The following is a 14,590-nucleotide window of genomic DNA, read 5'->3' on the forward strand; positions in this document are numbered from 1 at the left end:
CGTTGTTTATTTAAGCTTAATGATGAAGTTTGTTTACAAGTATCCGCCTTTGTTGTCGGGGATTTTGATTCGCCGGTATAAGCGGTTTTTTGCGGAGGTGGAGTTGGAGAGTGGGGAGGTTGTGACGGCACATTGTGCGAACACCGGCCCGATGACGGGGGTTTGTGTGCCTGGGGCGCGGGTTTGTGTTTCTTGCTCGGATAATCCTAAGCGGAAGTTGGCTTATACTTGGGAGTTGATTGATTTGGGGAAAAGTCAGCCGGTTTGGGTGGGTGTGAATACGGGTTTGCCGAATCGGGTTATTAAGTTGGCGCTTGAGGAAAAGTTTTTTCCTGAGTTGGGGTTTTATTCGCAGGTTAAGGGGGAGGTTCCGTATGGGGTGGATAAGAAGAGTAGGGTAGATTTTTTGTTGTTAGGAAATGATGTGGATCGGCCTATTTATTTGGAGGTGAAGAATACGACTTTATCTGAGGGTAATTTGGCTTTGTTTCCTGATACTGTGACGGAAAGGGGTCAAAAACATTTGCGGGAGTTGATGGCTTTGTTGCCGCATTCGCGGGGGGTGATGTTGTATTTTATTAATCGGGGAGATTGTACGGAGTTTTCGCCGGGGGATGCGTTTGATCGGGTTTATGGGGAGTTGTTGAGGGAGGGGATTAAGAGGGGTTTGGAGGTTTTGCCGTGCCGGTTTGATGTGTCTCCAGAAGGAGTTAAGTTTTTGGGTTTGGCGCGGTTGGTTGTTTGAGGTTTGGTACGGATTAAACCACCGATTAAACCACCGATTAAACCACCGATTAAAATCGGTGTCTACAAGAAGAAAACCCCCTCCGGGGGTTATAAAGGTTTAAGTGTTGGGAAGGTTTGAAAATTTTATTGAAAATTTCAAGGTGGATTTTAAGCGTTTGATGGTGGGTAGTTTATTGTTGAAATTGGGCGAGTAACCAAGAACCGGCTTTTCCATGATTTTGTTGGCGGCTGCGTTGTAATGCTTCTTCTAGGATGGAAATTTATAAACCGGGTAAGACTTGCGATTGAGTGATTTTTCGACTGCCTCCTTTTTATACAATCTTGTTGAGCAATGGTTTGAAATCGCGCACGCGCATAATTTTCATGGCGTTGATGTTAGCTAGGCCAAACATATTGAAACAGGAGATCACCGCAGGGAAATTCGATAAGTTTGGACTGTTTACTGCTATTCCTCGGACTTCGGTATAAGTTTCATATCTGTATATATGCCTGCGACGCAACTAACAGATCATGTTGCCTGCACTACTTCCCCAAACTTAAACCAACAACAGCTATGTTTTTGCGCCTACTACGCGCCGCCTGAAAAAAAAATAGGTGTGAGCGTAGCAGAACAAATATAAACCTTTTACCTCGCAGGAGGAGCAACTAATTTCCTCTGCACAAACTCTCGATTTTGCAGCGCTTGCGGGTGAGATGGGTTCAGTTTCAAAGCTTCATTCAAAGCCAGCAAAGAATCTGGATATTTTTCCAAAAATCTTAAAGCTATTCCTTTACCGGCCCAAAAATCAGCATTTTTCCCATCAATTTTAAGGGCGCGATTGTAAGTCGTCACCGCTTCTTCATAACGTTTTAAAGACATCAAAGCCAAGCCTCGATTGTAACAAGCTTGAGCCAAATTTGGATTAATTCCAAGAGCGCGATCTGCGGCTTCAATCGCACTTTCATAACGCTGTAACCGCCACAAAGCAGCACTTTGATTCACCCACAAATCAGCCAATGTTGGAGAGTCGCCCACATTCGCATCACCCCTAAGTCCGCGTTCGTAAGCCGCCACCGCATCTTCATGCTGCCCCAAAGTTGTTAAAATTCTACCTTGATTAAACCAAGCTTTAGAAGAATTTGGATTAATAGCAATTGCCTGCTGACTTGATGCCAAAGCATCTTGATACCGGCCTAAACGCCACAAAATACCACTGCGGTTACTCCACGCATCTGCATAATTTGCCTCTAAACCAATTGCCCGGTTAGCAGACGCCAACGCCTCCTCAAAATTGCCTAGGCCGGTCTGTGCTGTTCCCCGTTGATTCCAAGCATAAGCTAACCCGAACTCTCCCCATTTTCCATCTCCTTCTTGAATGGATTTATCACAAGCTTCTAAAGCTTCTTTGTACATATTTAGCCGGTTTAAAGTCGCGCATTGATTCACCAAAGCCAGAGAATATTTAGGATTAACTTTCAGAGCCCATTGATAAGAATTTGCAGCATCAGGATGCCGGCCAATAATTCCTAAAAGAATTCCATGTTGTGTCCAAGCATCAGCATTTTTAGGCTCAATTGCCAACGCCCTGTCATAAGCTGTTATTGCTTCTTCATACCGCATCAATTTTGTTAGAATTTGCGCTCGATTAAGCCAAGCAATTGCCGCTGTACCAGTTCCCCAATTTGCATTAATTTGGAGCGCCCGATCACAAGCATCCAAAGCCTCATAAGATTTGCCTTGCTGCCAGAGTACAACACACTGACCGGCAAAAGCCAAAGAGTAATCAGGTTTTAGCTGAATCGCCCAATCATACGCCACCAAAGCTTCGCTAAATTTTCCTAATTTTGCTAAGGCTTCCCCTCGATAATACCAAGCTGCCGGCGGGCTATTTTTTCCCCAATTCGCATCAGACTTTAGTGCTGTTTCGCAAGTTTGCACAGCATCATTATGTTTACCCAATTCTGATAGCGCCTGACACCGATTTGTTAATACTTGAGAGTTGGCCGGTTGCAAACGCAAAGACCGGTCATAAGACGCCACCGCTTCTTCATACTGACGCTGCACCAGCAGCACATCCCCCCGCTCAGACCACAAGGCCGGATCATTAGGATTCAAACCCAACGCTTGATCGCAAGCTTTCAACGCTTCTTCATATTTTCCTGTGGCTGCCAAACTTCCACACAAATCAGCCCAGTATTTAAAATCTTGCACCTTTTCGGCAGCCATTAACTTAGCACATTGCCCGCCAAAAGTCAAGCCAAAAATTGAGAAATAAACAATAAAATTATGCCCAATTTTTATGGACAATGGGTGGCTTTTACTGACAACTTTGTTGTTTTCCATCGGGCATAATTGCTCCACACAAGTTAACTTTGCTTAGATCAGCGCCTTCTAAATTAGCACCCTTGAGATTGGCTCCACTTAAATTCGCCCACTCCAAGATTGCCCCTTGCAAATTCGCATCTCTCAAGTCCGCATTAAACAAATTTGCTTCCCGTAAATTTGCTTCTTTCAGATTAACACCGGCCAAACTTGCATTACTCAGCCTAGCACGTTTCAGGCTAGATCCTTGCAAATTTGCACCCTCCAAATCAGCGCCGGTTAAATCCCTCTCTTCTACTTCTTTATTCACAATTTCCCAGACTAATCGCCACTTACTTTCTAATAAAACTTTCTCTCCTAATTTGGCATTTTTCAGATTAGCATTCTTTAAATTAGCACCTTCCAAATTGACATTTTTAAGTTCAGCACCGGCCAAATCTACCCCAGCCAAAGAAGCACCCCTCAAATCAGCATAAAGCAGACTCGCATTTGTCAAATTGCTACCGCTTAAATTCGCTCCCCGCAAGTCCACAATAAACAGGTAAGCTGATTCTAGTTTCACCCTTTGCAAATTTGCTTTTTGTAAATCCAAACTTTGTAAACTTGCCCCACTTAAATTTGCCCCCACCATTGTTTCACCGGCAGCACCTTTGTTGACAAGTTGCCACACCGGCTGACCTTTGCTATCGAGTTTTGTTGCATCGTCTATAGTCGTGCCTTTTAAATTTGTCCGAAATAAATTCGCTGCTTCTAAATTTGCACCTTTTAAATTCGACCCTTCCAAACTTCCGCCTTCCAAGTTCGCACTTTTTAAAATTGCTTTTTCCAAATCGGCATTTTTTATTTGGGCATTTTTCAAATTTGCTTCCGACAAATCCGCCTCTTTTAAATTGGCATTTTCTGGGTTCGCCCCTTCTAAAATTGCTTGCTTAAGAGTGGCTTTTTCCAAATTTGCATTGGTTAAATTGGCATTTGTCAACCCCGACTCATTCAGCTTGGCATTTTTCAAATTCGCCCGAAATAAATTTGCTCCTTTTAAATTTGCTCCTTCCAAATTTGCTCCTTCCAAATTTGCCCCTTCCAATTTGGCATCCCCCAAATCGGCATCAGTTAAATCTGCCCCTTTCAAATTTGCACCGCGAAGCTCAACACCGGCCAGCCTCGCCCCCCGTAAATTACACTCGGCACACTGTCCTGTTTTTTCTAACTGTTCTAGTTGTCGCTGACTGGCAGCGCGTGTGGGTGTTGGCAAATACAAACATCCCAAAAATAGCAGAATTCCTAGCCAAATTTTGACCGGAAAACCGGCCTTTTTAACTAAATAATTTATCCCCCAAAAAATACCGATCATCATCATATTATTTACCCTCCATCGCTTCTTTTTCTCCCCTTTTTTGGCATCAGCCCGGTTTAGAACATCAATTCACTTGTGGCGATAATTCTGCCGGTTCGAGAGGCACATCTGGCGGTGGTTTAATCGCACCATCACCGGCACCGGCCCCATCAGCACCGGCACCGGCACCGGCCCCATCTTTCCCTGAAGCCGCCCCATCACCGCCGGCCCCATCTTTCCCTGAAGCCGCCCCATCTTTCCCTGAAGTAGCCCCATCTTTTGGTGGAGCCGGAGGAGGAGGTGGCGGTGGAGCCAATCTTTCAATAATCACCGATCTTTTAATTTCTTTGCCCTCCTCATTTGTAACTTGAAGAGTCAGCGTTTCCGTCCCCGCTTCTGGACTGATTGGGTAAGCCACCTGCCCCTGTGCCAGCACACTACCAGGAGAGGGTACCAGTTCCACTTTTATATTTTTGCTGCCTTGAACTTGCCAAGAAAAAATAATAAAACGCTCCTTATTTGTTGCCAAATCAACAATATATTTAGGCGGAGCCGGTTTGCCATTAATATTAAATTCCGTAATTTCTGTAACAACCGCAGCGGCGGTAACTTTGATTTTTTCTGTTTTTTGAGATTCTAATTTTTCGGGTAAATTTTGCTGTTGTATCACCGTTAGCTCAAAAATATACTCTCCGGCTTGAGTCGCGTTTGTTGGCACATTTTGGCACACTAAAGTTTCCGATTCAACCTCCTGTGCGGAAGTTTCATTTGTGGCCGGTGGAACAACACAATAAGGTTGCAGTTCCGCCGGTGTACCATTACTAAAGTCATAGCGTTTTAAAGGGCTAATGACCGAGTTATCCGGGGCGCGACCAATCAAAGTTAATTCTTTAATTTGTTTGGGATTAGCAACTTTCCAATTTAAAAGCACAGAATTACTGCTTGTGGCCGGCGGTTGAGAGGCTGGATCACTAGGAGTAGCGGTGGAAGCTACTGCTTCTTGGTAAGCCGGTTGTGTAGAGGCAAATTCGAGAATTTTTGCCCCAGGAAGCGGTAAAATTTTTAGGGTATTAGTTTTAACTATTTCGGAAGGAACCCCACTGCTGGTTTTGGGAATAACCGCTAATTCAAACACATAATCACCGGGGCTAGTTGCGCCCGTTGGAATTTTCTGGCAAAGCAAAACCGGCAACTCTCCTGTGACTTGGTTTGTAAGGCAATAGCCTTTAAGTTCTGGGGGGATACCTTGACTGAAATCGTAGCGTTTTAAAGGGCTATTAACTGAGTTATCAGGAGCGCGACCAATCAAAGTTAATTCTTTAAGTTCCGAAACATTAATTACTTTCCAATTAAGGAGAATGCTGCCGGTTTGTGGCGTTATATTAGGAGTTTGAGTATTAGGAAGAGAAGCAGTTAAGGATAAACCGGCCCCTAAACTTAAAGGCATAGATGTCAATGAAACTCCCCCTCCTTCTTTATACACTGGTTGGTCGGATGAAAATTCGACAATTTTGGGTAGCGGGGTAGCAGAAATTGTAATCGTATTTGTTTTCAGACTGAGTACCTGCGGCGAGTTATCTCTGGCAAAAAAAGGCCGTTGTGTTTGTTTAGGAGTAACCGTAAGCTCAAAAATATAATTGCCGGCAGCGCGAGCATCTGTCCAGACATTTTGACACAGCAAAACAGTCGTGCCGGTTTCTTTTTTTGTCTGGCAAAAATTTTGCAGAGACGGGGGAAAATTGGCGCTCAAATCATAATTAAAGGGGCCACTGATAACTTTTCCTTCGGGAGATAAACCGATAATTTTTAAAGATTGAATTTTATCTGGGTTAGCGATTTTCCAATTCAAGCGAATTCTGTCACCTACAAATTCTTGGTAAAAGCTGCGTTCAGGGGAAAAATCAAGTAGTTTTGGAGTTCTGGGGGGGCGAGTTAACAACCAAAAAATCAGAAAAATCACTGAGGCGATGCTGCCGGTGATGGCAAGAACAAGCAGCAAAAATTGCCACCAGGGGCGAGGTTCCCACATCAAAGATCCTTGAAACCGGTTTAGGGTTAGGGGTAATTGCTGTTTGTCTTCTAGCTCGATAATAAAGTTAAATAACTGCCCAGAAAATGGCCGCCATCTTTTAGTGGGTTTTACTTGTAAACCTACTAGGGATTCTTGGGATAAACCTAGGTGGATATAATCAGGGGCAAAGGTATAAGAGCAGGTTTGTTCTTCCTCAGTGTTCTTGGCTTGCAGTTGGATAGAGCGGGGAGTATTTCCTAAGTTTTGAAAACGCAATTCATAGAGGCCGGGTTTATTTTTTACTTTGCCTTGGAGGGTGACTAATTCCACATTTAGTAAATAGGTAGGCAAAATTTCTAGGTGAACAAGATCAAGCAGAATTAAATCGGGATGGTTGGTGGAGTGGAGGCGGACTGTGGGGGCATAAATTCCTGCTGGTGTATTTAGAGGCGGGTTAAACATCAGCAATATTTGGTTTTGTTCGCCTGGGTTGAGTTCCAGCGAGCCGGTTGAGGCAAAAAGTCCTTCTAGGGGCAAATTTTCTGGATAAATAACAGTTAACCAGCTATCAGGAACGTCCGAGCAGCTTAAATAAAATCGGTCAACGCGATCAGAACGGTTATGAACAAATGCTTGTAATTGAAGTTGAGAACCTGGTTGCAAGCGAGCCGGTGCGACAGAATTTGTGGCCGGTTGTAGGCTAAAAGTTGGGTCTGTTGCGGTGCGCGTTTCTTCAATAAAAGGCATAACCACAACCCGACCCCTGCGATCAATAGGAGTATCTTCCGGGTAGTGTTTTGGGGCATCAATTTTGAGTAAATAATCGTAGGTGTCGCTTGGTGTTTCTAGGGGGACTTCAAATTGCAAAACTACTTCTGTACTTTGGTAGCGGTTTAACCCAACCCGTTCACCGGGCGACAAACACCACTGCGCCACCTCACAGCTTTCGTCAATAAAAATATCAATTAGGGCACTGCGGTCGCCTTGATTAGTAATAGTAATGCTAATTTCAAAAACGCTGCCGGCCATCACATTTATGTCGCCAGAAGGGTTAAGAATTATCGCTAAAGGGTTCGCCAGAGTCCCCAAACGGTCGTTTTCTTGATAGCCATTGTGAGGAGATGCACTTAAACTAAAATTTTGAACTGCCATAATTAATAACTCTTTTTTTTTAAGTTTGTCATTAGTCCAAAGTATCCCCTTTTTGAGGGTGGTGTGAGGCGATTTTGGTTTTCATGTCATTTGACATTTGAAGGTTGGATTTTTTAGCAAAGTAGGGGCAGATTTTTGAATAATGTTGCTTAGGGGCATACATGGCGTAAACCATACCCTCCTCTACTAGCCCCCACCCCCAACTAAAACTAGAAATTAGGGTTTTTAAGTTGTAAAAAACAGCAAAACTTGGTAGGAGGTAAAAAATCAGTTTTGGCAACGTTAAGGCCGGTCACAGCCCCCTTGTGAGATACGTTCGGACTTGTTTACGCGCACTTGAGTATCATCACTTCCACTGGCTATTAAAACATATTTTTTCGTAAGTCTGATATCGGTACTGTTAATTTTTTTGCCATCAAATGATTTGATGACTTCTTTGCTCTTGGGGCTGCTGAGCCGGCCATCAGAGCCTAAGTACCACAGTAAAACCCGCCCGTCATCGCCACCACTAGCCAGATAACAACCGTTAGGGCTAAGAGCTACCGTTCGCACAGCTTGCCCACCGTGACCCCCAGACCACTCATCGAGAGGTTTACATTTTGTTGGATTCGTAAAACATTTTTCCATATCCCATAAAGTAATGTAACCTTGGTTATCAGAAGTCACCATCAAATTAGGCTTTGATTCGGCAATATCAATGCTAAAAATGTAGTCATTTTGACTGCCTTGCCTGGGGTAAGGAATTGACTGTAATTTATCTTCTACCCAATTCCAAACCGCCAACTGATTATACCGGCCTCCTATCACCAGATTACTATCATCTTTTCCCGCCAATTTTAACGCATAAACCGCGAAACCCAGTTGTTTTTTCTTGGCCGGTTGCTTACTTGATACTTCCCCACGCTGTTCTGGAGTTTGGCGAATAATCGAACCCGAATCAGAAGGAGGAGGGGGAGAATCTTCTAAAAGTTTCCATTGCAAAACCATACCGCTGCCATGACCACTAAACAAAAAACGTGAGCCTTGGGTGAAATCTAAACTCATCACTCGGTCATCTTTCTCGTAGAAAAAAGATTGCTTAAATATGGCATCGTCTCCTAACAAATCCCATAAATAAATCGCCCCATTTTCTAAACCCCCTGCAACTTGATCATTATTAACAGGTTTGTGACGGATGACTCGCACCGCTTTATCGACTTTTTCTATTACGCCAATTTCTGGGTTAATCAAGGAGGAAAAGAAGCCCTCAATCTTCCACCGCCTTGTGGTTTGATCGCTTGACGAACTAATCAGCGACCGTCCGAAGCCATTAAACTGCACCGAAGTAACAGCATCTTGATGCCCATACCTGGTATTGTCAGGGTTCAGCCAAGAAGCCCACCAAGCCAGCCACAGGATGCCGAGCGTACCGAGGGCTAAAAACCAATTAGGCAGAACCGGCTTCACCTTTAATTCCAAAGTTTGGTTGCTATTGCGCGTTTCTACCCGCTGGTCTGACCAAACCGTTTGCACTTCCAGCAGTAGTTTTTGTTCTCTGGCCACCCAAGGCCGTCTTTTCTGAGCTTTTAATAACAACTCACCAGTTTCGTCTGCTTCTAATTCTGCCGTGTTTTGCTCCAGTTCTAAATTGCATTTGTATTCCTCATCGGCCTCGATTTTCACACTTACCGACTGACGTAAATTGCTGGAATTTTTCAAAGAAATGAGATAAGTCACAGGGTCAGACCGCCAAAATGCCCAGGATGTTTTATTCGGGAGAGACTGTTTTTTAGGCTGACAAATTGTTTCCAGAAACCCAATTGCTCGCACTTCCAACCGGCCCGAAGTTTCAGAAGAGGGGCCGTTATTTTGACTTGCTTTAATTGTAAACAAATAAATTTGACTCACACTTTTATTGCTGGCCGCCGGCTGACAGACAAAGCTCGTTTGCACTCGTTTTCCGGCAGGAATTTGTAACGATTGCTCAATCCCACCCACAAGCCAAGCGGGATCTAAACCAACAAAGCTGAGAGTTACCAAAGCATTTAACTGGCTGGGGTTGTGCGCCACCACCGGCATCTCTACTTGATCCCCCGGATAAACATTAAATTCCCCCGTCGGCAAACTCAATTTCACAGCCGGCATAGTGTTGCCTTGCTCGACAACTACACGGATCGGAACTCGGTCTTCGTCGCGTAGTTCCATCGAAAAAACCCGCACCGTAACACTAAGTAAACCGACAAATCCCGGTATCGGCGTATCGATAATGCTGACATGAAAATCCGTTACATCACCGGTCGGTTTTTTGCTGCTAACGTTAGGAGAAATTTTGTACCAATCATGGGTTATATCTTCATCAGCACCGGCAGCCAATAGTTCTACTTGAAAGCTGGCAAACCCCGGACTGTCGTTAATCACATTTACATCAAAAGATGCTGGTACACCTCCAGGTTTCAACCTCACTTCTTTTGTCGAAACAGTAGTTAGAATTAAGTTTTCAGCCATTGCTTTCATTTATTTTAACTAGGTAATCATTAATACTTTATTGGTTCTTTGCTTGAAAAAATAGCTAAAGCTTAACTACATACAAATTTTCATTTTTCTACCTCCTAACTACAGGTTTAAAAAATCTTTCATCCGCTGCTGCATCCACCACAAAGGATTTTGATTAAAGCTGTCCTGAGAGTCTAAAAAACCGACCTCTTCAAGCCACTGTTTCCGCCTCTCTAACTCTGATTGGTAATCCTTTAATTTGTAAGCAATTTCTCCAGCTAGTTCGGAATTTTCCTGCAAAAACACTTGGAATTTTTCGCGGCTGACAGCAAAAAGCAGTGTATCTTCAAAAGCCCTCAACGTTTCAGCCCAAGGAATCCCCAACAATAGAGACAAATCTCCAAAAAATTCACCCACCGATTTTTTCCTTAAACTTTCGTTATTTTTTCCTTCATAAACCTCTACCGAACCTGACAAAATCATATAAAAAGTATCTCCGGGGTCATTTTCTCTAAACAAAAACTCTCCCACCGACAACGGTTTCTTAAAGCCGATGTCAATCAGTCTTTGGATTTGCAAATCTGTAAACCCTTCAAAGCAAGTCACTTTCCGTAAAAAAGCTGCCAAATTGACTGAATTTTTGCTGGCGACTTTGCTGCGTATTTGCTTAGAATACAAGAGCAACTGCTGCAAGTGGTGATCGTGTGTCGGAGATAGTCTGTTAGCTTTTTGTAACTTCTCGCTATCTTTACGCACCTGGGCGAGTTGTTGTTTCATACTTTCTTCTCGACCAACAATTGCTACAGCCATCTGCTGAAAAATTCGCGCTAGGTTTCCCAGTTCATCATTGCGTTTAGCAACCCTATCCAGCGAGTCGGGGTTAAAGCTTTCAGCCTCAATTTCCGCCACCGCTCCTGAGAGGCGCAAAACCGGCACTAAAAGCCATCTCGAAATCAATACACCGGCAACCGTCGCCACCCCCACTGCTACCAAGCACATTAAAATTGTGTAGTTGGTGCTGGAGTGAATTTCTCCCATAAAATCTTCCTTGGGCACCACCACAACCACCAACCAATCTAAATTAAATGATTGCCCCCAAGGAATCACCCTAACAAACCAATGAGGGCCAGGGCAACCAGCTTTATTGCGAAACTCTAATTGCTGGGATTTTTTAATATCTTTCAAATTGCCAACCCCTGCCAAACAATTGAGCATTTCTTGAGTGGCCTTATTGTTTTGCTGAGAAGTTTCGACCAGCATTCCCGACCGTTCTACAATAAAACTAAACCCTGATTCACTAACTGTAACTGTCTCAAGAAACGAGCGAATTTTTGACAGATTCACCTCTATCGCACCTACGCCCCTACGCTGATTGCTGCTGTCATATAAAGGCACGCTTAAAGTCAGCATTGGCTTTTGAGAGGTAGAGTCTCGCTGAATTTTCCATAGGGATTTATCGGCACTGACTGCTACTTTATACCAGCTTTCATTTTGGGGCTTAAAATCAGGATTGTTGGCATTTTCTACCCGCTCCCACTTCCCCTTTGAGCTTCTTTGAATACTGACAAATTCCCCCGTCTCACTGGCAAATTTAATTTGGCTCACCGACTCCCAAATTGGCATCTGCATTAATTGGTTTGGGTTAGCGACTGTACTGGCCGGTTCATCCCTATTCGGGCCAGCCATCAACATCATTAAAGAACCCGCCCTATCGTCCAAACTCCCGGTTGCGGCGCTGAGGTTAAGGTGATAAATGCCGGTCAGCGCTTCAAAATAAGTATTGAGGCTATGTTCAATATGCTTACCGGCGACCTCCTGCATTTGTGCGGCCATATTGCTGATGACTCGCTCCCCATTTTGAAACGAAGTATAACCCATCAGCCCCACTGTGGCGGCGATTTGTAAGGCTAATGCTGTTGGTATCACTTGGCGAATGGAAACCATTTTTTTTAACCGTTTATCAATTAAATGCGATTTTTTTTCTAGCTATAAGTAGGGGCCGGTTTATAAGATGTTAGTTTGTCTAAAAAGATGGATAAACTCCCCGATGGCGCGTTTCGTTCATTGTTGCTGTAGCAAAGTCATTTGATGCCTTCGCCAGGCAAAATGCAGCAAATTCACCCCCATTTCTTGAGCGGTACGAATTGTTTCTCTTGGCAGCAAACGCTCCTCATCCAAACCCCAACCGCAGGAAAGATCGCCTAGTACAAGCACCAATCCTCCCCAGTTGTACACTTGAACCGGCACGTCATCTACCATCGGCAATTGGCCAAACAAAAATGGCTCATTTCGTAGTGGATGATTGCGGTGCAAGGTTCCTTCACCTCCCCACCCCAATAGGTTCGCCAGATGGACAACAGGTGAGCAAATTTCGCTAATTGAGCTTTTTAACTCAATTTCTAACGCCTGGATTTCGGTTTCTATTTGCTGCCGGTAACTACTGCCATCAGTTTTTGGCACATCAAGCAGCGAGTCTTGAAGTTGGGCGTGTAAGTCTAACATTTCTCCCAATTCTGTGTTTTTTAGAGATGTTTCTATCAATACAACCCCTCCGCTTTTTAAATACTCTCGAAGCATTGTTTCTTTTTCTGTATTTTTAATTGCACTCAATTGTTCGTAGGTTAAAAAAATTAAATCACACTTTATTAATTTTTCCTGTTCCTCCGCTTCGCTTTTCCAGTTAATTTTAATTATTTCTGAGGCTGTTTGTAACCTTGGATAAAGACTGCCGGCACTTTGAAGTAAATAAGAAAGATTGGAAATAATCCGGCTATCTTCTGGTTCATTGGCGCTAGAAACCCCCACCCTTACTAATGCTGATGCCCGCCATTGAGCTTGAGGCCGGTAGCGCAAATCTAAATCATTTTTTCTAGGAAAAAATACATCTTGAGGGTTCGATAAATTTACTTCCCCTGCGTGCAACTCAAAGCGACATACTTCTACTTCCCAATCATTAGGCGGGCTTGTTTTTTCATCTATACGAAAAGATTCTTGGACGATATCGCCATTTTCTGATCGACGAGTTTTTTCTGGGTCAACGTAAGAAACCACCAAATAAACTGTCACCGGCTCGGATGCAGTCACCGCAGTGCTAATTCTAAATTCTATTGGTTCGGTAACAACAATAAAATTGCCAAACATATCAATAGCAATACCGGGCTGAATTTGCACCCACCGGCCATCCCGATATTGAGGCTGAGCTATTGCTGGTGCCGGTATTAATTTCACCCCTAAATCGCAAACAATTCCGGGGTGGTTAAGAGATTGAAACTGAAGGTTTTGTCGCAGCCGGTGGTATTCGTGAGCTAGTCGCCAGCGAGACGCATCTATTAGCAGTCCATCTGTCACTTGAAGACGCTTTAAAGGTTTGATATTTGGGGGCGGCCAGTGTTTAGTCATGGTAGGGGTAGAAGTTTGGTAAAAAAAGGGTAAAAGTCAGGTTAAAAATAAGTATAATAATTGATTATTTTGTTTTTTAGCTATGAGGAATTATTCCGATTTTCTATATACAATTCGTAGCTACAAAAAGCGGGTTTTTCTTGTTCGATAATTTGGCGGGCTAAATGCTCATTAATGAACCCGCCGGCAAGGGGGCGCAAACGGACAATAAAATGATAGGGTTGCCCACCACCGATGAAAGAGTCTTGTCCGAGGAGGGTTTCTCCCATAACCAAACCTTTACTAGAAACCTCCTCAATACTGATATGCTTCTCAGTTTCTCTGAGGTTTTCGTCTAAAGGTAAACCGAGCACCAAACTTAGATAAAACCGCAAACCGCGTTTTGTACCCCGCCAGCGATAAATTTGCATGGCGTTACGAATGAGAGTTCGCTGGAGTTCAACGCTCAATCCGGGGTAGGCCGGCCAGCCAACCCAGTAAGCCAAAAAAGGCAGCATTTTTTCGGGTGCAGTGAGCGGATCAAGATAAGCCCAAAGGACATCTAAAGTTTGCGGGGCGGGTTCAAAAGTGCGCTCAAAAATTGCCAGCAACCGGCCAATAAAATCTACTTGGGAGTAAATTTCTGGCAAAAAATTCAAGTACAAACTGCGCGGACGGATGTAAAGATTAAAACTTGCTGCTTCCTTGAATTGAATGCCGTTTTCTTGGTTTACCGACACATAAATCATGCCTTGATAATCGAGTTGAAGGCTTTTTTGCGGCTGTAAAGATTCATCAAACTCAAAAAAGTTGGCAGGAATTTGAAAATAAAGCACTGCTTCCATTTTGGCACCGGGAGCGATCTGGGAACCTTCCAGACGCAACCGGCACCAAGGTGAGGGAAAATCGCCCTCAACTAGGGCATTTAATTCTAAATAACGGTTGCTCAAGTTTTCAATTTTGACAATAATTTCGCTCGGTTCTCCGGGGCGCACCAACAAATTGCAACCGGCCACATTTTCTTGTGCAGTAGCCAACGCAGAAAAAGCGGAACTACCGCTGCTTTTTCCCACCGCCACTGGCGTTGTTTCTGGGAGTTGCATCGGCGTTAATTGCAGGCGCAGAGGAAGAACATCACGAGCTTGTGTCATTTTAGGGGATGTTGAATGGGGGATTTTTTAGGGGAATTTGTTGT

Annotated in this window: 8 protein-coding genes; 1 reads left to right on the forward strand and 7 read right to left on the reverse strand. The window is 43.9% G+C overall.

The features are described from left to right. Window positions 1-19 precede the first annotated feature (19 nt). Entirely contained in the window at window positions 20-745 is a 726-nt protein-coding gene (gene sfsA / locus NG798_RS00230; protein ID WP_261219759.1) for a DNA/RNA nuclease SfsA, read from the forward strand. A 627-nt stretch (window positions 746-1,372) separates the two neighbouring features. On the opposite strand, the gene NG798_RS00235 is transcribed toward sfsA, so the two are convergent. The 7 genes from NG798_RS00235 to NG798_RS00265 form a co-directional block, all read right to left on the reverse strand. Continuing rightward, window positions 1,373-3,070 (reverse strand): tetratricopeptide repeat protein, encoded by a 1,698-nt coding sequence (locus NG798_RS00235; protein ID WP_261219760.1) that lies wholly within the window; start codon window positions 3,068-3,070, stop codon window positions 1,373-1,375. Further along, window positions 3,045-4,406, reverse strand: coding sequence for a pentapeptide repeat-containing protein (locus NG798_RS00240; RefSeq protein WP_261219761.1), 1,362 nt, complete (start codon window positions 4,404-4,406; stop codon window positions 3,045-3,047). Before NG798_RS00240 ends, NG798_RS00235 begins: the two co-directional genes overlap by 26 nt. Before the next feature lie 61 nt (window positions 4,407-4,467). After that, window positions 4,468-7,545: a hypothetical protein gene (locus tag NG798_RS00245; RefSeq protein WP_261219762.1), complete on the reverse strand. Its 3,078-nt coding sequence runs from the start codon at window positions 7,543-7,545 to the stop codon at window positions 4,468-4,470. Between the two features lie 282 nt (window positions 7,546-7,827). Beyond that, window positions 7,828-10,029: a hypothetical protein gene (locus tag NG798_RS00250; RefSeq protein WP_261219764.1), complete on the reverse strand. Its 2,202-nt coding sequence runs from the start codon at window positions 10,027-10,029 to the stop codon at window positions 7,828-7,830. A gap of 108 nt (window positions 10,030-10,137) precedes the next feature. After that, entirely contained in the window at window positions 10,138-11,961 is a 1,824-nt protein-coding gene (locus tag NG798_RS00255) for a cyclic nucleotide-binding domain-containing protein (protein WP_261219765.1), read from the reverse strand. A gap of 117 nt (window positions 11,962-12,078) precedes the next feature. After that, the gene (locus NG798_RS00260; RefSeq protein WP_261219766.1) at window positions 12,079-13,416 is read right to left on the reverse strand and encodes a DUF4159 domain-containing protein; all 1,338 of its coding nucleotides are present in this window, start codon (window positions 13,414-13,416) and stop codon (window positions 12,079-12,081) included. A gap of 80 nt (window positions 13,417-13,496) precedes the next feature. After that, window positions 13,497-14,546: a phage tail protein gene (locus NG798_RS00265; protein WP_261219767.1), complete on the reverse strand. Its 1,050-nt coding sequence runs from the start codon at window positions 14,544-14,546 to the stop codon at window positions 13,497-13,499. Between the last annotated feature and the right edge of the window lie 44 nt (window positions 14,547-14,590).

The sequence above is a fragment of the Ancylothrix sp. D3o genome (genome assembly GCF_025370775.1).
GTDB lineage: Bacteria > Cyanobacteriota > Cyanobacteriia > Cyanobacteriales > Oscillatoriaceae > Ancylothrix.